Raw genomic sequence first — 22,933 nt, 5'->3', positions numbered from 1 at the left:
GATCCATCCTGCTTCAGGGTAGGGTGGGCTTAAGGCGAGTAAATTGAGTTTAAACTCTCAAGCAAAGGCTTTTTGATCGATGGAATTCATTGATGAAAAGTCAAGTGATTAAGGGTTGACGGTGAATGCCTTGGCTGATGGCCGCGATGAAGGACGTGGTAAGCTGCGAAAAGTCCCGGGGAGTTGCACGCGAACGGTGATCCGGGAATGTCCGAATGGGGAAACCCTGTCAGGTGAAAGCCTGGCAATCCCCGAGCTGAATTCATAGGCTCGGAGAGGCGAACGTGGGGAAGTGAACCATCTCAGTACCCACAGGAAAAGAAAACAATAGTGATACCGGAAGTAGCGGCGAGCGAACCCGGTAGAGCCCAAACCTCCTACGTGTAAGCATGCGAGCGTTGCGTAGGGGGGGTCGAGGGACCCACATGTCCGTCGCGCATGACGGGTGCGGAGTTACAAAATGCACAGATAGTGGAACGGTTTGGAAAAGCCGGCCATAGAGGGTGATAGCCCCTTACGCGAAATCTGCTGCATCTCCGGTTGGTGTTCCCAAGTACAGCGGGGCACGAGAAACCTTGCTGGAATTTGCGGCGACCATGCCGTAAGGCTAAATAGGTCCATCAGACCGATAGTGAACCAGTACCGTGAGGGAAAGGCGAAAAGAACCCCGATGAGGGGAGTGAAATAGAACCTGAAACCGTCAATCTACAAGCAGTGAAACCCCTATGGTACACCAGGGGAATCGCGTGCCTTTTGCATAATGAGCCGGCTAGTTATTTTCAGTGGCGAGGCGAAGCCGATGAGGCGGTGCCGCAGGGAAACCGAGTCTGAATAGGGCGAACAGTCGCTGGGAATAGACGCGAAACGGGATGATCTATCCTTGACCAGGATGAAGTTCGGGTGACACCGAATGGAGGTCCGAACCAGTGTGGGTTGAAAACCGCTTGGATGAGTTGAGGATAGGGGTGAAAGGCCAATCAAATTCCGTGATAGCTCGTTCTCCCCGAAATAGCTTTAGGGCTAGCGTCGGATGTTTCGTCGTGCAGGTAGAGACCTGAATGGACTAGGGGGCTTACCAGCTTACTGAATCCAACCAATCTTCGAATGGCACGCCGTGAAGTCCGGCAGTCAGACTGCGGGTGATAAGATCCGTAGTCGAGAGGGAAAGAACCCAGATCGCCAGCTAAGGTCCCAAAATACATGCTAAGTGGAAAAGGATGTGGATGTGCTTAGACAGCCAGGAGGTTAGCTTAGAAGCAGCTATCCTTTAAAGAAAGCGTAATAGCTCACTGGTCAAGCGGGTCTGTGCCGACAATTCAACGGGGCTCAAGCATGTTACCGAAGCTGCGAACTATGTGGTAGGGGAGCATTCCCTACGTCTGCGAAGGTTGACCGCAAGGACAGCTGGAGACATGGGAAGAGACTCTGTCGGCATAAGTAGCGTAAAGACGGGTGAGAACCCCGTCCGCCGTAAGACTAAGGTTTCCAACGCAAGGTCAATCCGCGTTGGGTTAGTCGGTCCCTAAGCCGAGGCCGAAAGGCGTAGGCGATGGAAAGCTGGTTAATATTCCCGCACCATGTTTGGGTCGTTTGTACGATGCAGGGACGCAGGAAGGTAGGGACGCAGCGCTATGGAATGTGCTGCGAAACAGATCAAGGGTGTCCGCCAGGGAAGTCCGGTGGGCACGAGCCCGAGGCCTGTGACGAAAAGTCCTGATCCTACACTGCCGAGAAAAGCTGCTAAGGAGATCCAAGTGTGACCGTACCGCAAACCGACACAGGTAGTCGAGGAGAGAATCCTCAGGCGTTTGAGAGAACTCTGCTGAAGGAACTCGGCAAATTAACCCCGTAACTTCGGGAGAAGGGGTACCACGGTAGGGTTCATAGCCCGAGGTGGTGGCACATAAATGTTCCAGGCGACTGTTTAACAAAAACACAGGTCTCTGCAAACTCCAAAGAGGAGGTATAGGGGCTGACGCCTGCCCGGTGCCGGAAGGTCAAGAGGAGCGGTCAGCGCAAGCGAAGCTGCGAATTTAAGCCCCGGTGAACGGCGGCCGTAACTATAACGGTCCTAAGGTAGCGAAATTCCTTGTCGGGTAAGTTCCGACCTGCACGAATGGCGTAACGATCTGGAAACTGTCTCCAGCAGAGACTCAGCGAACTTGTAGCACCGGTGAAGATGCCGGTTACCCGCACTTAGACGGAAAGACCCCGTGCACCTTTACTACATCTTGACATTGAGGTTGGCATTGTGCTGTGCAGGATAGGAAGGAGACTTTGAAACTGGCTCGTCAGGGTCGGTGGAGTCGTCGTTGAGATACTTCCCTGCGCAATGCTGATCTCTAACTCGCGCCCGTAATCCGGGTGGAAGACAGTGTCAGGCGGGTAGTTTGACTGGGGCGGTCGCCTCCTAAAGAGTAACGGAGGCGTGCAAAGGTTCCCTCAGGCTGTTTGGAAATCAGCCGCAGAGCGCAATGGTATAAGGGAGCTTAACTGCGAGACACACACGTCGAGCAGATGCGAAAGCAGGTCATAGTGATCCGGTGGTTCCGCATGGAAGGGCCATCGCTCAACGGATAAAAGGTACGCCGGGGATAACAGGCTGATCTTGCCCAAGAGTTCATATCGACGGCAAGGTTTGGCACCTCGATGTCGACTCATCGCATCCTGGGGCTGAAGCAGGTCCCAAGGGTTCGGCTGTTCGCCGATCAATAGCGGTACGTGAGTTGGGTTCAGAACGTCGCGAGACAGTTCGGTCCCTATCTAGTGTGGGCGTAGGAGATTTGAGAGGACCTGTCCTTAGTACGAGAGGACCGGGATGGACTGACCTCTGGTGTTCCAGTTGTGTTTCCAAATGCAATGCTGGGTAGCTATGTCGGGAAGTGAGAAGCGCTGAAAGCATCTAAGCGCGAAACACCCCTCAAGATGAGATCTCCCCACGAGACCCGTCGTAGACCACGACGTTGATAGGTCGCATGTGTAAGCGCGGCAACGCGTTGAGCTGAGCGATACTAATTGGTCCACTGGCTTGACTTTTCATCAATCAATTGCATCCCATCAATGAGACAATGCTTGAAATGGCTCGTCTCGCCCAACCCTTCGTTTTTGCACCCTTCGTCGTGGCTTTACCCTGGAGGTCACACCCGTTCCCATCCCGAACACGGCAGTTAAGCTCCAGAGGGCCGATGATACTTCCTGGCACACAGGTGGAAAAGTAGGTCGCCGCGACGTTAAAACCCAAGCCCCCGCTCACGCGGGGGCTTTTTCGTGCCTGTTTTCAGGGCTTGCAGGCCAGGTACTCCACCCCGCCGGCGCAGCTGGGGTGGGCCTTCAGGAAGGCCGGGGTGAACCTCACCCTCGCGATCGTCCGGAAGCCGGTGCGGTTCCCAAGGTTCTTCCGGAGCTCGGGGACGAGGTAGGTGTCCTTCCAGAAGGCCAGGGCGCCGGCCCGGAGTTCGGGGGGCAGGCTCAGCCAGTTCATGGGCACCTGGAGCATTCCCGGCAGCCAGGTCAGGGGGTGTCCGGCCACCGACCGGATCCGTTCGCTGCGGATCATGGCCAGGTGAAGGATGCGCCCGAATCGCCGGGCGTCGAAATCCCGGTCCCCCGTGGGCCGGTCCTGGTCGAGCGGATCGTGGAGGTGGCCCGGGTTGACCCCGAAGGAGAGGCCGCCCCAGCTCTCGATGGGCAGGAACAGGGTGCCCCGGGGCGCCAGGAGGCGCTTGAGCATCTGGTAATGGATGCCGGTCCACTCGGTGAACTTCACGACGGAATGATCGAACAGGATCCCGTCGATCTGGCCGGCGAAGGCCGCGGCCAGATGGTGCAGGTGCATCGCCCGATTGAAATCCAGCTGCACGTGGGGCTCCGGCGAAGGCGCATGGGCGTCCAGGCTCGCGAAGACCCAGAGGGGCGCCACGGCGGCCTCCAGGGAGGGATCCCGGAACCGGCCGGCCTCCTGGGTGCGGGCCCCCAGGACCAGCATCACCTTTCCCCGGGGGGCCGGATGCGCCTTCCAGGCGTCCAGGGCGGCCCGGGCCTCCAGGCACTGCTGCCGGACCTGTTCGTCCGTGGGGGACGCCGGCGCGGGGGTGGGCACCAGGATGCAGCCCACCATTGCGGATTTCAGGAACGAAACCATGGGGGCTCCTCCTACGCATAAGACGTTGCCCCGAGGGCCCCAAAGGTTCCGGCGCGCAGGGCCCTTGCGGCTCCCGCCCACATGGGACGGGCGGTGGGCGCAGGTTTGGAGTAAGCTTGAGGTTTGACGTGAGGATCACCATGGCCGTTTCAGTCCGTCTTCCCGATGATTCCATCCGTGAAATGCCGGATGGGGCTACCGGCGCGGACCTGGCCCTGGCCATCAGCCCCCGCCTCCTGGACGCCGCCCTGGCGATGCGCGTGGACGGCCGGCTCATGGACCTCAGGACCCCCCTGGCGGAGGGCTCCCGGGTCGCCGTGGTCACCAGCAAGGACCCCGAATCCATCGACGTCATCCGCCACTCGGCGGCCCACCTCCTGGCCCAGGCGGTGAAGAGGCTCTTCCCCAAGGCCAAGGTCGGCATCGGTCCGGTCATCGAGGATGGCTTTTATTATGATTTCATGGTCGATCCCTTCTTCACCCCCGAGGATCTGGTCGCCATCGAGGCGGAGATGCGGCGCCTCAGCCAGGAGGCCGTGCCGGTCCTCCGGGAGGAGCTGGGCCGGGACCAGGCCGTGGCCCTGTTCCAGGGCCTGGGCGAAGGGCTCAAGGTCGAACTGGTTTCGGACATTCCGGCGGACGAACGGATTTCCGGGTACCGCCAGGGCGATTTCTATGACCTCTGCCGCGGCCCCCACGTGCCGGATACGGGCAAGCTCAAGGCCTTCAAGCTCCTGAACACGGCCGCCGCCTACTGGAAGGGGGACGAGAAGAACGCCCAGCTCTGTCGCATCTACGGCACGGCCTTCCACACGGCCAAGGAGCTGGAGGAGCACCTCCGCCTTCTGGAGGAGGCCCGCACCCGGGACCACCGCAAGCTGGGCAAGGAGCTGGGCCTCTTCTCCTTCCATCCGGAGGCCCCCGCCTCGCCCTTCTTCCACCCCAAGGGCACCATCGTCTACAACGAACTGGTCAATTACATGCGCTCCCTGTACGCCAGGCAGGGCTATTCCGAGGTGATCACCCCCCAGGCCCTGGACGTGGCCCTGTGGAAGACCAGCGGGCACTACGACCACTACGTGGACAACATGTACTTCACGACGGTGGACGAGCGGGAGTACGCCCTGAAGCCCATGAACTGCCCCAGCCACTGCCTGATCTTCGGCAACGGGCGGCACAGCTACCGGGACCTGCCCATCCGCTACGCGGACTTCGGCCGCCTCCACCGGTACGAGCGCTCGGGCGTCACCCACGGCCTCACCCGGGTGCGCACCTTCTGCCAGGACGACGCCCACATCTACTGCATGCCCGAGCAGATGAAGGAGGAAATGGCCTCCTTCCTGGATTTCATCCGCAACGTCTACCACACCTTCGGCTTCGACGAGCTGCGGGTGAACCTGTCCACCCGGCCCGAAAGCCGCCTGGGCAGCGACGAGATCTGGGACCACGCCGAGGGGGCCCTGGCCTCCGCCCTGGACGAGGCGGGCATGCCCTACAACATCAACGCGGGGGACGGGGCCTTCTACGGGCCCAAGATCGATTTCCAGGTGCTGGACGCCCTCAAGCGGCCCTGGCAGCTGGGCACCCTGCAGGTGGACTACTCCATGCCCAGCCGCTTCGGCCTCATCTACGTGAAGGCCGACGGCTCCGAGGGCCAGCCCGTGATGCTCCACCGGGCCATCCTGGGCAGTCTTGAGCGGTTCATGGGAATTCTCATCGAACACTGCGCCGGAGCCTTCCCCACCTGGCTGGCCCCCGTGCAGGTGGCCATCCTGCCCATCACGGACCGGGCCCACGACTACGCCCGGGCCATCCGGGACCGGGCCCTGGACCTGGGCGTGCGGGTGGAGCTGGATCTGCGCAACGAGAAGGTCAATGCCAAGATCCGGGACGCCCAGCTGAGCAAGGTTCCCTACATGCTCGTGCTGGGGGACCGGGAAGCCGCCGCCGGAACCGTTTCCGTCCGGCACCGCCACCGTGGCGACCTGGGGGCCCAGCCCCTGGACGGGTTCTTCGACGCCCTGGCGCAGGAGATCCGGACGAGGGCACGGTGATCTTTGCTTTATTTTTTGGGAAATGACTGATAACATCACTTTCCTTGCAATGATGGGGAGGAACGTATCCGAGCTAACGAAACGAGAATCAACGATGGCATCCGCGCCGCGGAAGTCAGAGTCATCGACGAGGACGGAACCCAGCTGGGTGTGATGACCCCGCATGAGGCCGTCCGTGTCGCTGAGGCCAAGGGCCTTGATGTGGTTGAGGTGTCCCCCACCGCCAACCCTCCGGTCTGCAGGATCATGGACTATGGCAAGTACAAGTTCATGGAGGCCAAGCGGGAGCACGCGGCCCGCGCCAAGCAGAAGAACATCGTGGTCAAGGAGGTCAAGTTCCGCCCCCGCACCGACGACCACGACTTCGATTTCAAGGTCAAGCACATCCTCCGCTTCCTCGAGGAGGGGGACAAGGTGAAGGTCGTCGTCATGTTCCGGGGCCGCGAAGTGGTCCACCGGGACATCGGCTACCGGATCATCGAAGAAGTGCTCGTCCGCATCGGCGAGCGGTGCATCGTCGAGAAGCCCGCCGGCATCGATGGCCGCGATATGCACGCCATCATCATCCCCAGGCCGGTCGAGCAGTTGGTAAAGAAGGTCAAGCCCACCAAACCCCCAGTCCCCAAAGCCGAGGAACCTGGTTCCGAGGAAGCGGGGGCGAAGGTAGCCGGATCGCTCTGATCCATTCACCCGCTAGAGGTATGTCATGCCCAAGCTCAAGACCCACAAGGGCGCCCAGAAGCGCTTCAAGAAGACCGGCAGCGGTCTCTTCAAGCGCGGCTGTTCCCACCAGCGCCACATCCTGACCAGCAAGTCCAGCAAGCGCAAGCGCCAGCTGGACATGGGCGGAATGGTGGACAAGTCCGATCTCGGACGCGTCCGCGCCATGCTCCCCTACGCCTGATCAGGAAGCCAACGACCCCGGCGGCCCCCGCCGCCCCCGCAGTGGCCTTCAAAATCCCTGAACGGGATTGCCACAAGGAAAGGAAGAACCGATGACCCGAGTCAAACGTGGATTCAAGCGAGTTCAGCGCCGCAAGCGGATGCTGAAGTTCGCCAAGGGTTTCTACGGCGCCAAGTCCCGCCTCTACCGGAGCGCGAAGGAAGCCGTCGAGAAGGCCCTGCTCTATTCCTACCGCGACCGCAAGGTGCGCAAGCGCGATTTCCGCCGCCTCTGGATCGTCCGCATCGGCGCCGCCGCCGAGCAGAACGGCCTGTCCTACTCCCGCTTCATGGGCGGCCTGAAGAAGGCCAGCATCGACCTGGACCGCAAGATCCTCGCCGACCTCGCCGTGCGCAATCCGGAGGCCTTTACCAAGCTCGTGGCCGTGGCCAAGGGCTGAGCGAAGCAATCTCCACCATCGCAACAGACCGGAAGGCCGCTCACGCGGCCTTCCTCTGTTTAGAGGAAACGCCATGGAAACCCCCCTGCTGCCACCCGAAATCCAAGAGGCCCACCGGTCCTTCCCCGGGGCCCTCGCGGCCTGCGCCGACCTGGACGCCCTCCTGCGCCTGAAGGGGGCCTTCGTGGGCCGCGAGGCCAGCCACGCCGCGCGGCTCATGGAGCTGCTCAAGGCCGCCCCCAAGGAGCACAAGCGCGAACTGGGCGCCGCCGCCAACGCCCTCAAGACCCAGTGGGAGGAGGGCCTCCGGGAGCGCCAGGCCCAGCTGGAGGAGGCCCGCAAGGCCACCGCGGCCCTGGCCAACGCCTGGGACCCGGCCCTGCCCTCGCCCCTGCCGGCCCAGGGGGCCCTGCACCCCCTGAACCGCCTCATGGACCGCCTGGTGGACGTGTTCCGCCCCCTGGGCTACCACGTGGAGGAGGGCCCCGAGGCCGAGACCGAGGAGCACAACTTCGACGGCCTCAACATCCCCGAGGACCACCCGGCCCGGGGAAGCGCGGACACCTTCTACTTCAAGGATTCCGACGGGCTCCTGCTGCGCACCCACACCAGCCCGGTGCAGGTGCGGGTCCTCAAGCGCATCGCGGAAAAGGGCCCCGACGGCCTCAGCGCCCTGGAGCGCAACGGCGGCATCCGGTTCCTGGCCCCGGGCCGGGTCTACCGCAAGGACGAGATCGATCCCACCCACAGCCCCATGTTCCACCAGGTGGAGGGCATGCTCATCGGCAAGGGCATCGGCATGCACCACCTTAAGGGGACCCTGGCCTACGCCATGAAGGCCCTCTTCGGGCCCGGGGCCGAGGTGCGGTTCCGGCCCAGCTACTTCCCGTTCGTGGAGCCGGGGGCGGAAATGGACGTGCGCTGCCCCCTGTGCGGCGGCGCGGGGTGCCGCGTGTGCAAGGGCTCGGGCTGGGTGGAGCTCCTGGGCGCGGGGCTCCTGCACCCCAACATCCTGACCTTCGCCGGCATCGACCCCACCGTGTGGAGCGGCTTCGCCTTCGGCATGGGCGTCGAGCGCACCGCGATGATGGTGAGCCAGACCCCCGACCTGAGGCTCTTCTTCGAGAACGACCAACGATTCCTCAAGACCATGGGAGGGCTGGACTGATGCTCATCGAACTCGGCGCACTGCACCAGGAGCTCCCGGCCCTCGCGGGCACCTCCACCCACGATCTCTGCGAGCTGCTGGCGGGCCTCGGCTTCCCCGTGGACGGCGTGGAGACCGTGGAGGGCGCCACGGTGCTCGACGTGGACGTCACCGCCAACCGCGGGGATGCCCAGTCCCACCGGGGCATCGCCCGGGACCTGGCCGCCAAGCTGGGCGCGGCCCTGACGCCCCTGCCCGCGGCCGGACCCGCCCAGGGCCAGCCCCTCCTCCCCATCCGCCTGGAGGCCGGCGACGCCGGCCCCTTCTACGCCACCGCCGTGCTGGATCTGGGCGCCCCGCAGGGCACCCCCGGCCCCGTGAAGGCCTTCCTGGGCGCCATGGGCGCCGGGGCCAAGGACCTGCCCGCGGTGGACGCCTCCAACGAGCTGCTCCACCGCTACGGCCACCCCTCCCACGCCTTCGACGCGGACCGCATCCAGGACTTCCTGGAGGTGCGCTGGGCCCGGGAGGGCGAGACCCTGGTGACCCTGGACGGCGTGGAGCGCAAGCTCACCCCGCGGGACCTGCTCATCGCCGACGGGGCCGGCCCCGTCGCCCTGGCCGGGGTCATGGGCGGCGAGGGCACCAAGGTCACCGCCGCCACCCGCCGCGTCCTGCTGGAGAGCGCCTGGTTCGACCCCCGCACCGTGCGCGCCATGGCCCACCGCCACGGCCTGCACACCGACGCCTCCCACCGCTTCGGCCGGGGGGCGGACCCCGCCATGGCCGAGCCGGCCCGGGATCTCCTGGCCCGGCGCCTGCAGGACTGGGCCGGGGCCACCCTGCGCTCGGCCTGGAGCGTGGGCGCGCCGCCCCCGCCCAAGGCCCCCATCGAACTGGCCTGGTCCATGGTGGACCGGGTCTCCGGGCACCCCGTGGATCCGGAGCGGGCCGGGGCCCTGCTGCGGGCCCTGGGCTGCGCCCTGGAGCCCATCCCCGGGGGCGCCCGCGTCACGCCCCCCACCTGGCGCCACGACCTGGGCCTGCCCGAGGACCTGGCCGAGGAGGTGCTCCGCCTCCTGGGCTACGACGGCATCCCCTCCGCGCTGCCCCCCCTGGAGAGCCACCCGGAGCCCCTGGCCCCCGGGTACCTCAAGCGGCGCAAGCTGGCCTCCCGGCTGGCCAACCTGGGCTTCTTCCAGACCGTGACCCTGGGGTTCGGGGACCCCCTGGAGGAGGCCCTGGGGGACGCACCCGCCCGGCGCGCCCTCGCCAATCCCCTGGGCGAGGACTACTCGCTCATGCGCGGCACCCTCCTGCGGGACCTGGACAAGGTGGCCCGCCTGAACCTGGAGAAGGGGGCCCGGGACGTGCGGTTCTTCGAGATCGCCCCGGTGTTCGAGGCCCGCCCCGGCCAGCCCCTGAAGGAGACCTGGACCCTGGGCCTGGTGTGGGGCGGCGAGATGGGGGGGGAGGACCCCCTGACGCCCACCCGGAAGCTCTCCGGCCCCGAGGGCCGCAGCCACCTCCAGGGCGTGCTCCGGGCCCTGGGCGTGGCCGCCGCGGACCTGGCGGCCTTCGGGCGGTGGGAATTCACCGAGGCCGCCACCGGCGCCGTCCTGGGCTGGCATTTCGAAGTGCCCATCGACGCCATCCCCGACGCCGGGGAGCGGGTCATCCCCCGCTTCGCGCCCTTCAGCCGCTTCCCCACCGTGGAGCGGGACCTGTCCCTCCTGGTGGGCCTGGACCAGCCCTACGCCGCCCTCAAGGCCGCCATGGAGGAAGCCCTGGCCGGGACGCCCCTGCAGGATCTCCGCTGCGTGGACGTGTTCCGCCACAAGAGCCTGCCCCAGGGACGGCAGGCCTGGCTCATGCGCCTGCGCTTCCAGGCCATGGACCGCACCCTCACCGGGGAGGAGGTGGAAACCTGGGTTCTTTCGGCCCTGGACGCCGCCCAGGCCCTCGGTGCCCAACTTCGGGGCTAGAATGAATGCCAAGAGGCCCCCATGGACGTTCTGAAACAGCTCGAAACGAAGCTCCAGGGACTGGTGCAGCAGCGCAACCAGTACCGGGACGAACTGGCCGCCCTGAAGGCGGACATGGGCACCCACGACGAGGAACTGCGGACCCTGCGCCGGCGCCTGGAGGACCTCCAGGCCGATCAGGCCGCCTGGCAGAAGGAACGCGAGGGCGTGAGGAAGCAAGTTGAATCAATTCTCAAGATGGTTGAGGGCATCGAATGACCCCAGGCGATGAGGCCCAGCTGGATGTCCTGGGCCGCTCCATCCGAATCCACTCCACGGGGGGTCCGGAGGACCTGCACCGGGCCACCTCCATTCTTGAGGACACCTTCCGCGACATGGAGCGCGCCTATGAGCTAAGATGGGGTGTTCCACCATCAGCGCTGGACACATCCACATGGCTGCTGATGGGGGCCCTGAACCTGGCGCACCGCGTGGCGCGTCTGGAACAGGACAAAAGTCGGCAGACACAGGACCTGGAACTGACCCTCTCCAAGCTACTCGACGATGTTCCGGACGAAGAGAATCCCTCGGTCGGCCCCCTTTTCCAGGGGACGGACGAGGAACGTGGAATCTGATCCCTGCGAGGCCCGTGAGACGGCCAAGCGCTTGTTCCGTATTACGCCACGGGAGACCTTCCCCCCAGCCTTGTGCGTTCCGCGCGTCGGCGCGCCTTAAACTGGGAACCTGGTAGCCCCCCTACTTGCTAGGGAACACGGCAAGCCTCCACGACCGAGCGGGGATCCTCAATCGTCCAACAGGTTCCGATGCCGACACCTCCCACCCCCTAGGAGTTGTCCCATGAATCCATTGGATTATGTCTTCCTTGCCCTCGCGGTGGCCGCCGCGGTGGGGTTCTTCTTCCAGATGAGGAAGGCCCAGGCCGCCGTCGTGGATGTGTCCAAGGCCACCGCCAAGGCCGAGGCCGAACTCAAGGCCGAGCGCGACCGGCTCCTGGCCGAAGCGGAGAAGGAGGCCGGCAAGGTCGTCAACCGGGGCCAGCGGGAAGCGGACGCCCTGCGCAAGGAGGCCGAACTCAAGGCCAAGGAGCAGGCCCTCCAGGCCCGCCAGGAGGCCGAAAAGCTCTCCAACGAGCGCATGCAGACCCTGGAAAAGCAGGAACAGCGCCTCCAGAGCAAGGAGGACAGCCTCGACAAGAAGCTCACCCAGGTGGACCAGAAGCAGAAGGACGTGGAAGCCAAGACCGAGCGCCTCAAGGAGGAGCAGGAGAAGCTCACCGCCCTCCAGGCCGAGAGCCGCCTCCTGGTGGAACAGCAGGCCAAGAAGCTGGAGGACATCGCCGGGCTCAGCCGGGAGGACGCCAAGGTCGAACTGGTGAACCAGCTGGAGTACACCGCCAAGATGGACGCCTCCAAGCTGGTGCGCCGCATCGAGGACGAAGCCCAGGAGGAGGCCCAGAAGCGGGCCCGCTGGACCATCGTCTCCGCCATCCAGCGCCTGGCCTCCGACGTGGTGTCCGAGGCCGCGGTGAGTTCCGTGCAGCTGCCCAGCGACGATCTCAAGGGCCGCATCATCGGCCGGGAGGGCCGCAATATCCGGGCCCTGGAGAAGGCCACGGGCTGCGACCTCATCGTGGACGACACCCCCGAGACCATCGTGGTGAGCAGCTTCGACCCCATCCGCCGGGAGGTGGCCCGCCAGGCCATCCTCAAGCTCCTGGCCGACGGGCGCATCCACCCCGCCCGCATCGAGGAGGTGGTGGAGAAGACCAAGATCGACATGGACCAGCACCTCAAGGAACTGGGCGAGGCCGCGGCCATCAGCCTGGGCTTCCCCGACGTGCACCCGAAACTCCACAAGCTCATCGGCCGCCTGAACTACCGCACCAGCTACGGGCAGAACGTCCTGGAGCACACCAAGGAGGTGGCCCGCATCGCCGAGTACATGGCCGCCGAACTGGGAGCCGACCAGAAGCTCGCCCGCCGTGCCGGCCTCTTCCACGACATCGGCAAGGCCATCGACCGGGAAGTGGAGGGCACCCACATCGAGATCGGCATGGAGCTCCTGAAGCGCTTCGGCGAGAAGGACCCGGTCATCCACGCCATGAGCTGCCACCACGGGGACTTCGAGCCCAAGACGGTGGAGGCGATGCTCATCACCGCCGCCGACGCCTTGAGCGCCGCCCGTCCTGGCGCCCGGCGCGAAATGCTGGAGACCTACGTCAAGCGCCTGGAGGCCCTGGAAGCCATCGCCAACAGCTACAAGGGCGTCCAGAAGAGCTTCGCCATGCAGGCGGGCCGCGAGATCCGCATCATGGTGGACGCCGGCCAGGTGAACGACGACCAGGCCTTCTGGCTGGCCAAGGACGTCACCAAGCGCATCGAGGGGGAAATGCAGTACCCCGGCCAGATCAAGGTCACCGTCATGCGCGAGACCCGGGCCGTGGAGTACGCGCGCTAAAAAGCCCGCATGAACAGGAAGATCCCCCCGTTCCACAGCCCGTGGACGAGGATGCAGGTGAGCAGGTTGCCCGTGCGCAGGAAGGCGAATCCCAGGACGATGCCCAGGGTGCCGAGGGTGGGCAGGCCCAGGGGCTGAAGGTGCATGGCGCCGAAGAGCAGGCCGCTGACGGCCACGGCCAGGACCCAGCCGCCGCGCCGGCCCAGGCGGGGCTGGAGGCGCTCGCCCAGCCACGGCAGCAGCAGGCCCCGGAACACCAGCTCCTCGAACACCGGCGCCAGCACCGCCACGGTGAGGAAGAGCAGGCCCACGGGCAGGATCCCGTGGGTGCGGGCCAGCAGGTCCATGAGGTCCCGCTGGGGGGGCTCGGAGGCGCGCAGGAGGGGGCTCAGGGCCACGGTGACGGCCACCACGGCGGCGAAGGCCAGGGCGAAGAAGCCCAGGCCCTCGGCCAGGGCCCGCCCGTGGGGGCCCGGGGCCACCCGGGCCGCCAGTTCGCGCAGGGAGATGCCCTCGGCCCGGCAGAGGTAGAGGGTGCCCAGGACGGCGTGGAGGCCGTAGGTGAGGGGAAGGGAGGCGGGTTTCAGGAAGGGCAGGAAGGCCAGGACGGTCCCCGTGACGAAGCCGGCCCCCAGGTGGGTGAGGAACCAGCCCAGGAGCACGATGAGCAGGGCCCGCCCCGGCAGCGCGAAGCGGGGCTGGGGGCGGAGGGGGGGCGGCGCCGCGGCCAGGTGGTAGAGGGCCATGGCCAGGCCCCCCAGCACCAGCAGGAAGGCTCCGAGCCCCGCCGTGGCAAGGGCCGCGAGGCGGGGCAGGGCCCAGGCCCGGGCCCGGGCCTGGGCGGGCCCGGGGTCCCCGCCGGCGCGGGCCTCGCACCGGGCCTCGAGCATGTGGGCGGCGTAGCCCTCCCCCAGGGCGCGGCGCACCGCGGCCCGGTCCCCGGGGAGCGGGGCCGGGCCCGCGCCCTGGTAGGCCCAGGTCCACACGGCGCGGAAGGCCGGGTCCGGGACGGTGCCCGCCAGGCGCGAGGCCATGGCGAGGTCGCCCCGCTCCGCGGCGTGCACCGCGAGCACGGCCCGGTCCCAGCCCGGGGGCGTCTTCCTTTCCAGGGACCCCAGGGCGTCGCCGGAGCCCAGGGCGGTGCCGGCCAGGGCGCCCAGGACCTTGGGCGCGGCCAGGGTCGCGTCCGCGACGCGGCCCTGCAGCTCGACCCGCGTGGAAGGGCGCGGGGGCCGCGCGCGGCGCGCGCCGGCGTTGAAGCTCACCGCGAGCGCCACCAGCAGCGCGAGGGTCGCGATGAAGGGATCGGCCCACGCGCGATCGGGGTTCCAGGGCTCGGGGGCGCGACTGTCCATGACCCAGGATGATACATTGTCAACAGGAGTCCCCATGGCCTTTTCCCAGTGCATCGACGTGCGTTTCGCGGACCTGGACGCGCTCGGGCACGTGAACCACGCGACCTTCGTCACCTACCTGGAGTGCGCCCGGGTGGCGTGGTGGGCCCAGCTCCTGGCGGGCCGTCCCTTCACGGAGGAGGGCTTCGTGGTGGCGAGGATCGAACTGGACTACCGCAAGCCCATCCTGCTGGGGGACGAGGTGCGGGTGGACCTGCGCTGCTCGCACCTGGGCCACACGAGCTTTTCCCTGGCCTACAAGGTGGTGCGGCCCAAGGACAACGTGGTGCTGGCCGAGGGCCAGACCGTGCAGGTCATGGTGGACTTCGCCACGGGCCGGCCCCGGCCGCTCCGCTCCGAAACCCAGGCTTGGCTGCGTTCCCAGGAGTAGGCATGAGGCTCGGCACCGCAAGCTGGGCCGAGGGCCCCACGGAACGGCGGGCCCTGGTGGCCCAGTTGCCCAGCGATCCCTCGCGGGTGGTGGATCTCAATCGCCTGGAGCGGCTGCGCCTGGCCAAGCTGGGCGAGGGCCGGGCCGAGGCCCTGGCCGCCGAACTGGTGCCCCCCAGTCTGCGCCAGCTCCTGGAGGGGGGGATCCGGGCCGTGAACCGGGCCCGGCAGGTGGTGGCCTACGCGGAGAAGTGGCAGGGCCGCCAGGGGCTCCCGGAGGCCCTGGCGCCCCGGGCCGCCGCCGTGGACCTGCTGCCCTGCCTCCCCCGGCCCGCCGCGGTGCGGCGCTGGGACGGGACCTTCCTGGACCACCTGGCGGTGCAGGGACCCGGGGGCGTCCTGGCCCAGCCCCCCGTGCCCACCCTGGCCTGGGTGGGCCTTTCCGGCGGCGCCGCGGCCGGGTGCTGCCTGGCCCTGGACAACGCCCCGGGCGTGGTGCTGGGGGCCTGGCTGGACCTGGACATGGACTGGGCGGGGGCCCTGGAGATGGGCCTGGGGACCCGGCGCCGCCGGGTGCCCCTGGACACCTGGCGGGACCTGGAGCCCCGGGAGCCGCGGCCAGCTGAAGTGATCCTGGCGCCGCCGCCCCACTTCCGGGCCGTTCCGGCCCAGCCCGGCGGCGAGGTGCGCATCGCCTCGCCCCTGGAGACCCTGGCGCTCCGCCTCGCGGAGACGCTGGTCCATCCCACGGTCCAGTAGCTACCCCAGCGCGAGCATGCGCTCCACGGGCCCCAGGGCGCGCCTGCGCAGGTCCTCGTCCAGGACGATCTCGGGCTTCAGGTCCCTCAGGGCGAGGTAGAGCTTCTCGATGCTGTTGAGCTTCATGTAGGGGCACAGGGCGCAGTTGCAGCCGCTGTCGGCGGGGATGGGGATCAGCTCGGCGCCGGGGCGGAGCCGCTTCATCTGGTGGAGGATGCCGGCCTCCGTGCCCACGATGAAGGCCTGGGCGGGGTCCTTCTCCACGAACTTCAGGAGGGCGGCGGTGCTGCCCACGAAGTCCGCCATGCGGCTCACGGTGGCGTCGCACTCGGGGTGGACGATGACCTTGGCGCCGGGGTGGCGGGCCTTGAGCTGGGCCAGGCGGTTGGCGGTGAACTGCTCGTGGACGATGCAGAAGCCGGGCCAAAGGACCATGTCCCGCCCCGTCTGGCCCATGACCCAGCGCCCCAGGTGGCGGTCCGGGGCGAAGACGATCTTCCGGTCCCGGGGGATGCTCTCCACCACCCGCACGGCGTTGGAGCTGGTGCAGATGATGTCGGAAAGGGCCTTCACCCCGGCCGAGCAGTTGATGTAGCTGACCACCACGTGGTCGGGGTAGTCCTTGAGCCAGGCCCCGAAGGCGTCGGCGGGGCAGCGGTCCGCGAGGCTGCACCCGGCGTCCAGGTCCGGGATGACGACGCGCTTGCCGGGGTTGAGGATCTTGGCGGTCTCGGCCATGAAATGCACGCCGCAGAAGGCGATGACCGACGCGTCGGTGCGGGCCGCGGCCTGGGCCAGCTGGAGGCTGTCGCCCACGAAGTCCGCCAGGTCCTGGATCTCGGGCTCCTGGTAGTAGTGGGCCAGGAGCACGGCCTTGCGCTCCTTCCGGAGCCGGGCGATTTCCGCCGGGAGGTCCAGGGCGGGATCGATGGTTTCCAGGTCGGGGACGTACGGGGCGGGCGCGCTCATGGGGTGATTCTACCGCAACGGCCTAAAACATTTTTTACAACCGTCAATCTTATTAGATAGTTGGATTTACACGAATCGCTTGAGGGGAGGGGGGGGACTCCCTATGCTGTGACTTGAGTCACACCCGCAGAAACGTCCTGGGCCCCGACCCCGGTGGCAGGGCCGTTTCCATCCAAGGAGGCAGCATGTCCAACGCCCAGCCCATCAAAGGTTCCGACATCCACAGCCTGGACGAGATGAAGGTGAGCCGGTTCTTCGGCTGCAACACGTTCAACGAGCGGACCATGCGGGAGCGGCTCCCCCGGGAGGTCTTCAAGGCCTTCCGCCACAGCCTCAAGCGGGGCGAGCCCCTGGCGCCGGAGACCGCCCACGGGGTGGCCCAGGCCATGAAGGAGTGGGCCCTGGAGCACGGCGCCACGCACTTCACCCACTGGTTCCTGCCCATGACCGGCGCCACCGCGGAGAAGCACGACGCCTTCATCGCCTGGGACGAGGCGGGGGTGGTCATCGAGAAGTTCAGCGGCAGCCAGCTCATCCAGGGCGAGCCCGACGCCAGCTCCTTCCCCTCGGGGGGCCTGCGGGCCACCTTCGAGGCCCGGGGCTACACCGTGTGGGACGCCACGAGCCCGGCCTTCCTCATCGAGAGCCCCCTGGGCACGACGCTGTGCATCCCCACCGCCTTCGTGGGGTACCACGGAGAGGCGCTGGACAACAAGCTCCCCCTGCTGCGCTCCATGGAGGCGGTGAGCGTGGCCGCCCTGCACGCCCTGGGCCACTTCGAAAGCCGGGCCAGCCAGGTGGTCCCCCAGTGCGGGCCCGAGCAGGAGTACTTCCTGGTGGACCTGGAGCTGGCCCGGCAGCGGCCCGACCTCACCTTCGCCAACCGCACCCTTCAGGGGGCCCGGCCCCCCAAGGGCCAGGAGCTGGAGGACCACTATTTCGGCAGCATCAAGGAGCGGGTGCTGGGCTTCATGCAGGACGTGGAACTGGAGTGCTTCAAGCTGGGCATCCCCGCCAAGACCCGCCACAACGAGGTGGCCCCCAACCAGTTCGAGCTGGCCCCCATCTACGAGCCCGCGAACCTGGCCTCGGACCACAACCAGCTCCTCATGGAGATCATGAAGCGCGTGGGGGAGCGCCACAACCTCGCCGTCCTCCTCCACGAGAAGCCCTTCGCCGGGGTGAACGGCTCGGGCAAGCACGTGAACTGGAGCATGGCCACGGACGAGGGCCACAACCTGCTGGATCCCGGCAAGACCCCCGAGGAGAACCTGCAGTTCCTCTACTTCCTGGGGGCCACCCTGAAGGCCATCCACCGCCACGGCGGGCTCCTGCGGGCCTCCATCGCCTTCGCGGGCAACGACCACCGCCTGGGGGCCAACGAGGCCCCGCCGGCCATCATGAGCGCCTACCTGGGCTCCCAGCTCAATCACATCCTGGAGGCCATCGAGCGCGGCGACGTGGCCGACGCCAGCGAGAAGCAGCTCCTGGACTTGAGGCTGGGGAGCCTGCCCGCCCTGGAGAAGGACGCCACGGACCGCAACCGCACCAGCCCCTTCGCCTTCACGGGCAACAAGTTCGAGTTCCGCGCCGTGGGCTCCTCCCAGGCCATCGCCTTCCCCCTCACGGTCATCAACGCCACGGTGGCCGAGGCCCTGGACGCCATGAACCTGCGGATGGACGAGGAGATCGCCTCGGGCAAGAGCACCCGCGCCGCCGCCATGGCCGTGATCCGGGAGGCCATCATCGAGACCCGGGCCATCCGGTTCGAGGGCAACGGCTATTCCGAGGAGTGGATGGCCGAGGCCGAGCGCCGGGGCCTGCCCCACGCCCGGGACACCGTCGCCGCGCTGCGCATCTGGGAGGAGGCCAAATCCAAGGAGGTCTTCAGCCGGAGCCGCATCCTCACCGCCGAGGAGTGCGAGGCCCGCCTCCACATCCGCCACGAGCAGTACCAGAAGGCCCTGTCCATCGAGGCCCAGGTCCTGCGGGAGATGGCCGAGACCCTGCTCCTGCCCGCGATCCTGGAGGATCTGGGGGCCCGGGCCGCCGCCCTGGGGAGCCTGTCCACCCTGGGCATCCCCGTGCCCGCGCCCCTCAAGGCCGCCCTGGAGACCCAGACCCGCCTCGCCGGGGTGGCCCAGGAGCGCCTGGTGGCCCTCAAGGCGGCCATGGTGGCCGCGGAGGCCCTGGAAACCCACCACGCGCGCACCGAGGCCTACGGAGGCAGCGTGCGCCACGCCCAGGACCTGCTGAGGGACGTGCTGGACCAGCTGGAAAAGGACTGCAGCGCCGCCCGGTGGCCCATCCCGGTGTACCGGGAGCTCCTGGCCCCCCTCATCTGACCCACATTTTCGATCAAGATCCGGACCCGATGATGGGAGACTCGGAGATTGGCCTCTCCCGGCCGGAAGGTCCGCCATGCCCGACGACATCACCCTGCACGTGCCGCCCCCCATCCTGGCGTCGGTGTCCCCCCGGCGCCGGCACTGGATGGAGGCCCTGCAGATCCCGTACGAAGTGTGGGCTCCCGAGGTGGACGAGACGCCCCGCCCCGGCGAGGATCCCGAATCCATGGTCATCCGCCTCGCCCAGGCCAAGGCCGAGATCGTGGGGATCGTGAACCCCGACCGCTGGATCATCGCCGCCGACACCACCGTGGCCGTGGACCACCACATCCTGGGCAAGCCCGCCTCCCAGGAGGATGCCGTGCGCATGCTCATGCTCATCCAGGGCCGCAGCCACCAGGTGCACACGGGCCTGTGCCTGCGCCGCAACTCCGAGGTCTACACCCTGGTGGACACCGCCGACGTCTACCTGCGTCCCATCCAGAAGAAGCAGGCCGAGTGGTACGCCGCCTCCGGCGAGCCCATGGACAAGGCCGGGGGCTACGCGGCCCAGGGCATCGCCGCCCTGTTCATCGAACGCATCGAAGGCAGCTTCGCCACCGTCATGGGGTTCCCGGTGGAGCGCTTCGCGGAGCTGGCGCGCCGCCTGGGGCTGCTGGGGCTCTGGATCGGGATGCCCTAGCCCAGGTCTCCGACCCACTCCAACGATCACTGCCGAAGCCAGCAGATGGATATTCACTCTGGCTCCTCGGCCGGGAACGGGCACCGTGAGACGGCTGATCCCCTTCATCCTGTTCATCCGATTTCATCCCTGTTCCCGCAGGGCCAGAGCAGGGATGGGTCGGCGCATGCAGGTCAGCGACGCGCCGGGCCACCTCATCGCTGGCCCTGCGGAAACGGGGATGAAACCGGATGAACAGGATGAAAGGGATGAAAGAGGGGATCCCCCTTGGGCCCTTCAGCGGCGATGGCGAACCGGGGCGCCCGTCCGGGACCCATCCGCTCCGTTTGTCCCGCCCCAAATTCCCCCCTTGACGGAAAGGAACAACTACACCAAATTGAGTAGACAGATTTGAGTAGTGGAGATCCCATGCCCCATCCGCCCCGCCCCACCGAAGCCGAACTCAAGATCCTGAAGATCCTCTGGGATCTGGGGCCGGTGCCCGTGAAGGACGTGCAGGCGGCGCTGGCCAGCCGGCAGGAGTACACCTACACCGGGGCCCTGCGCATGCTCCAGGTGATGCTGGAAAAGGGGCTGGTGGCGCGGGACGAATCGGCGCGATCCCATGTGTACCGCGCGGCCCATCCCCGGGCGTCCATGGAGCAGGGCCTCGTGGCGGATCTGCGGGACCGGCTCTTCGGGGGATCGGCCCTGGCCCTGGTGCAGGCGGCGCTGGGGGCGGGTTCCGTCTCGCCGGAGGAGAAGGAGCGCATCCGCGCCCTCCTGGGGAATTCCAAATGAACGGCGCCGTGCCGGCCCTGGGGTGGGCGCTGGTCCATTCGCTGTGGCAGTTGGCGGTGGTGGGGGCGGTGGCGGCCCTGCTGCTGCGGGCCGTGGGGCCCGGCCGGCCCCGGGCCCAGTACGGCATTGCCCTGGGGGCCCTGGTGCTGTGCCTGGTGCTGCCGGCCGCGGGCTTCGCCCGGGGGCTCGCGGAGAATTCCGCGGCCCTGGCTGGGGGCGCGGGGGCGGGGGCGGGCCTGGAGGCCGTCCCGGTCCCGGCGCCCGTGACGCAGGCCGGCGGGAGCCTGGCCTGGATGGCCGGGCACGTGGGCTGGATCGCGGTGGCCTGGGCCCTGGGCGCCACGGCCATGGGGATCCGCCTGGGCGGGGGCTGGCTGACCACCGTGGCCTGGCGGCGCCGGGCCACGGGGGCCCCGGAAGCCTGGGAGGGGCGCTTCGCGGCCCTGGCCCGGGACCTGGGGGTGCGGGGGCGGGTGCTCCTGCGGGCCTCGTCCCGGGTGGCGACGCCCGTGGCGGTGGGGCTCTGGCGGCCGGTGGTGCTGGTGCCCGCGGCCCTCTTCACGGCCCTTCCCGAAGCCTACCTGGAGGCCCTCCTGGCCCACGAACTGGCCCACGTGGCCCGCCTGGACTATCTGGTCAACCTTTTCCAGGGCGTCATCGAGGTGCTCTGCTTCCACCACCCTGTGGTGTGGTGGCTGTCCCGCCGGATCCGGACCGCGCGGGAACACCTCTGCGACGACCTGGCCGCCAAGGCCATCGGCGACCCGCGGCGCCTGGCCCTGGCCCTCGACGCGCTGGACGATGTCCAGCCCCACCTCACCTCATTGGCCCTCGCGGCCCGCGGAGGAATCTTGCACGAACGCATCCGACGTCTCCTGACTCCACCTGTCGTTTCCCGCCCCGGCTCCCTGGGCCCCGCCCTGGTCCTGCTGGCCCCCTTCGCCGCCCTGGCCCTGCGCGCGGGCACCCCGGCGATGCCGCCCATCCAGGCCGATGCGCGGGTGATCGCCGAACTGGATGCCCTGGCCGCCAGGGAGGGCCTGGACCCCCAGCTCCTGCGATCCATGGCCTGGGCCGAGAGCGGCCTCAACCCCAAGGCCCGGAGCCCCCTGGGGGCCCAGGGCATCCTCCAGGTCCTGCCCGCCACCGCCACCCGCTTCGGCGCGCGGAACCTGGAGGATCCCGGCGAAGTGGCCTCCGCCGGCGCCCGCTACCTGAAATTCCTCCTGGACCGGTACAAGGGCGACAAGGCCAAGGCCGTGGCCGCCTACAACTGCGGCGAGGAGGCCCTGGAGGCCGGGCGCCCCGGCGCTGAGGCCGAGGGCTACCGCGCCCTGGTGCTGGGGCTCTTGGAGGCCAGGGCCGTGCAGCCTGCGGCGCCCCTGGGCCAGGGCTGGGTGGATGGCACCCTGCGCCGCAGCGGCTCCACCTGGACCGTCTGGACCCGGGTGAGCCACCGGGGCCCGCTGAAACTCGAGGTCCTTCCGGAGGATCCCGGCGGAAAGCCCTACGGTTCGGTGGCCGCCGGCGGCGGCGAACCCGGGACCCCATGGACCGAGTCCCACCCCCGGGTGACCCTGGATTTCCGCGGCGGCGCCACGGTCCGCGTGCGGTGCACGGATCTCCTGGAGGGAACCTCCGGGGAGGCGCGGGTGCCCCTGGACGGGACCTGGAAGACCTTCGCCTTCCAAATGGGACGGCCCTAGCCCAGGTGTCCGACCCATCCCAACTTGCGCCACCGAAGCCCATATAGCCAATCCATGAAGCCTGCGGTCCGGCGTCTCAGCCGGGAACGGGCCGAGTTCGAGGGCGGATCCCCTTCATCCTGTTCATCCGATTTCATCCCTGTTCCCGCTGGGCAAGGGATGAGATGGGGCGGCGCGCGCTTGATTTGCATGCGCCGACCCATCCCAGCTATTGCCCTGCGGGAACAGGGATGAAAAGGATGCCCAGGATGCAGGGGATGGACATGGCCCCAAGGTCGGAGGCACGTGGTTGTTATGCGAATTCTGAAGGGGATTACCGATGTGTGGGCCAAAGACGGAGGGGGTCGGGACGTTGGGCTAGCTGGACGCAGGGCAGCCCACCGGCCGGCCTCCGGGAACCTCCGGCCTGGGGGCGCCATGCTTCAGGGCGTGGGAGCGGAGGACTTCCAGGCCTATGGACATTTCAAATGATCTGCTTCCAGGACGAAGGGTTTCGGCGGCGGCAGGGATGGCGCTGCTCCTGGCCTGCGGCGGGGGAGGTCCCGAACGGGGGAAGGGGACTCCGGTAGGCGTGGCGCCTCCCGCGCACGCGCCGGTCCCCGTCCCCACGCCGGTCCCGGCGCCCCAGCCGGTGCCCGCACCCACGCCTGTTCCGGCGCCTCAACCGGTGCCTGCACCTACGCCCGCACCTACGCCCGAACCGGTGCCCGTACCCACGCCCGCTCCGGCGCCCCAACCTCTGCCCGCGCCCACGCCCGCTCCGGCGCCCCAACCTCTG

The 22,933-nt window shown here is 67.7% G+C and carries 18 protein-coding genes and 2 rRNA genes; 17 read left to right on the top strand and 3 right to left on the bottom strand.

Annotated elements, in window-relative coordinates; all coding sequences use genetic code 11:
• Nucleotides 1–98: 98 nt before the first annotated feature.
• Both R2J76_RS20560 and rrf read left to right on the top strand, forming a co-directional pair.
• Nucleotides 99–3,036 (top strand): 23S ribosomal RNA (locus R2J76_RS20560).
• 79 nt (nucleotides 3,037–3,115) lie between these two features.
• A 5S ribosomal RNA gene (gene rrf, locus R2J76_RS20555) occupies nucleotides 3,116–3,231 on the top strand.
• 46 nt (nucleotides 3,232–3,277) lie between these two features.
• On the opposite strand, the gene R2J76_RS20550 is transcribed toward rrf, so the two are convergent.
• Nucleotides 3,278–4,141, bottom strand: coding sequence for a hypothetical protein (locus R2J76_RS20550; RefSeq protein ID WP_316413540.1), 864 nt, complete (start codon nucleotides 4,139–4,141; stop codon nucleotides 3,278–3,280).
• A 140-nt stretch (nucleotides 4,142–4,281) separates the two neighbouring features.
• Here R2J76_RS20550 and thrS point away from each other — a divergent pair, with 140 nt between their 5' ends.
• The 9 genes from thrS to rny all read left to right on the top strand — a co-directional run bounded on the left by thrS (nucleotide 4,282) and on the right by rny (nucleotide 13,127).
• The gene (thrS, locus tag R2J76_RS20545; RefSeq protein WP_316413539.1) at nucleotides 4,282–6,195 is read left to right on the top strand and encodes a threonine--tRNA ligase; all 1,914 of its coding nucleotides are present in this window, start codon (nucleotides 4,282–4,284) and stop codon (nucleotides 6,193–6,195) included.
• A 66-nt stretch (nucleotides 6,196–6,261) separates the two neighbouring features.
• Nucleotides 6,262–6,876, top strand: a complete 615-nt coding sequence (gene infC / locus R2J76_RS20540; protein WP_316415902.1) for a translation initiation factor IF-3 — start codon at nucleotides 6,262–6,264, stop codon at nucleotides 6,874–6,876.
• A 25-nt stretch (nucleotides 6,877–6,901) separates the two neighbouring features.
• Entirely contained in the window at nucleotides 6,902–7,099 is a 198-nt protein-coding gene (gene rpmI / locus R2J76_RS20535; protein ID WP_306598434.1) for a 50S ribosomal protein L35, read from the top strand.
• A 91-nt stretch (nucleotides 7,100–7,190) separates the two neighbouring features.
• Nucleotides 7,191–7,538: a 50S ribosomal protein L20 gene (gene rplT / locus R2J76_RS20530; protein WP_316413538.1), complete on the top strand. Its 348-nt coding sequence runs from the start codon at nucleotides 7,191–7,193 to the stop codon at nucleotides 7,536–7,538.
• A gap of 73 nt (nucleotides 7,539–7,611) precedes the next feature.
• On the top strand, nucleotides 7,612–8,706 hold the full coding sequence (pheS, locus tag R2J76_RS20525; RefSeq protein ID WP_316413537.1) for a phenylalanine--tRNA ligase subunit alpha: 1,095 nt from the start codon (nucleotides 7,612–7,614) through the stop codon (nucleotides 8,704–8,706).
• Nucleotides 8,706–10,670 carry a phenylalanine--tRNA ligase subunit beta gene (locus R2J76_RS20520; protein ID WP_316413536.1) on the top strand — a complete coding sequence of 655 codons (1,965 nt, stop codon included), beginning with the start codon at nucleotides 8,706–8,708 and terminating at the stop codon, nucleotides 10,668–10,670. Before pheS ends, R2J76_RS20520 begins: the two co-directional genes overlap by 1 nt.
• A 21-nt stretch (nucleotides 10,671–10,691) precedes the next feature.
• Nucleotides 10,692–10,928 (top strand): cell division protein ZapB, encoded by a 237-nt coding sequence (zapB, locus tag R2J76_RS20515; RefSeq protein WP_316413535.1) that lies wholly within the window; start codon nucleotides 10,692–10,694, stop codon nucleotides 10,926–10,928.
• Nucleotides 10,925–11,284, top strand: coding sequence for a cell division protein ZapA (locus tag R2J76_RS20510; RefSeq protein ID WP_316413534.1), 360 nt, complete (start codon nucleotides 10,925–10,927; stop codon nucleotides 11,282–11,284). Before zapB ends, R2J76_RS20510 begins: the two co-directional genes overlap by 4 nt.
• A 223-nt stretch (nucleotides 11,285–11,507) precedes the next feature.
• The gene (rny, locus tag R2J76_RS20505) at nucleotides 11,508–13,127 is read left to right on the top strand and encodes a ribonuclease Y (protein ID WP_316413533.1); all 1,620 of its coding nucleotides are present in this window, start codon (nucleotides 11,508–11,510) and stop codon (nucleotides 13,125–13,127) included.
• On the opposite strand, the gene R2J76_RS20500 is transcribed toward rny, so the two are convergent.
• Complete coding sequence (locus R2J76_RS20500) at nucleotides 13,124–14,482, bottom strand: CPBP family intramembrane glutamic endopeptidase (protein ID WP_316413532.1); 1,359 nt, start codon at nucleotides 14,480–14,482, stop codon at nucleotides 13,124–13,126. The two genes, rny and R2J76_RS20500, sit on opposite strands and share 4 nt — an antisense overlap.
• Nucleotides 14,483–14,516: 34 nt before the next feature.
• On the opposite strand from R2J76_RS20500, the gene R2J76_RS20495 reads away from it, so the two are divergent.
• Both R2J76_RS20495 and R2J76_RS20490 read left to right on the top strand, forming a co-directional pair.
• A complete protein-coding gene (locus tag R2J76_RS20495; RefSeq protein ID WP_316413531.1) occupies nucleotides 14,517–14,912 on the top strand; it encodes an acyl-CoA thioesterase in 396 nt (131 codons plus the stop codon).
• 2 nt (nucleotides 14,913–14,914) lie between these two features.
• The gene (locus R2J76_RS20490) at nucleotides 14,915–15,670 is read left to right on the top strand and encodes a hypothetical protein (protein WP_316413530.1); all 756 of its coding nucleotides are present in this window, start codon (nucleotides 14,915–14,917) and stop codon (nucleotides 15,668–15,670) included.
• On the opposite strand, the gene nadA is transcribed toward R2J76_RS20490, so the two are convergent.
• Entirely contained in the window at nucleotides 15,671–16,639 is a 969-nt protein-coding gene (gene nadA, locus R2J76_RS20485; protein WP_316413529.1) for a quinolinate synthase NadA, read from the bottom strand.
• A gap of 185 nt (nucleotides 16,640–16,824) precedes the next feature.
• Here nadA and R2J76_RS20480 point away from each other — a divergent pair, with 185 nt between their 5' ends.
• The 4 genes from R2J76_RS20480 to R2J76_RS20465 all read left to right on the top strand — a co-directional run bounded on the left by R2J76_RS20480 (nucleotide 16,825) and on the right by R2J76_RS20465 (nucleotide 22,155).
• A complete protein-coding gene (locus R2J76_RS20480; protein ID WP_316413528.1) occupies nucleotides 16,825–18,984 on the top strand; it encodes a glutamine synthetase III family protein in 2,160 nt (719 codons plus the stop codon).
• A 76-nt stretch (nucleotides 18,985–19,060) separates the two neighbouring features.
• Nucleotides 19,061–19,669: a Maf family protein gene (locus R2J76_RS20475; protein ID WP_316413527.1), complete on the top strand. Its 609-nt coding sequence runs from the start codon at nucleotides 19,061–19,063 to the stop codon at nucleotides 19,667–19,669.
• A 408-nt stretch (nucleotides 19,670–20,077) separates the two neighbouring features.
• Nucleotides 20,078–20,449, top strand: coding sequence for a BlaI/MecI/CopY family transcriptional regulator (locus R2J76_RS20470; protein ID WP_316413526.1), 372 nt, complete (start codon nucleotides 20,078–20,080; stop codon nucleotides 20,447–20,449).
• Nucleotides 20,446–22,155, top strand: a complete 1,710-nt coding sequence (locus R2J76_RS20465) for a M56 family metallopeptidase (protein WP_316413525.1) — start codon at nucleotides 20,446–20,448, stop codon at nucleotides 22,153–22,155. The genes R2J76_RS20470 and R2J76_RS20465 overlap by 4 nt, the downstream gene beginning before the upstream one ends.
• Nucleotides 22,156–22,933 lie beyond the last annotated feature (778 nt).

The organism is Mesoterricola silvestris (assembly GCF_030295405.1).
GTDB lineage: Bacteria > Acidobacteriota > Holophagae > Holophagales > Holophagaceae > Mesoterricola > Mesoterricola silvestris.
This window is presented reverse-complemented; position numbering and strand designations above follow the sequence as displayed.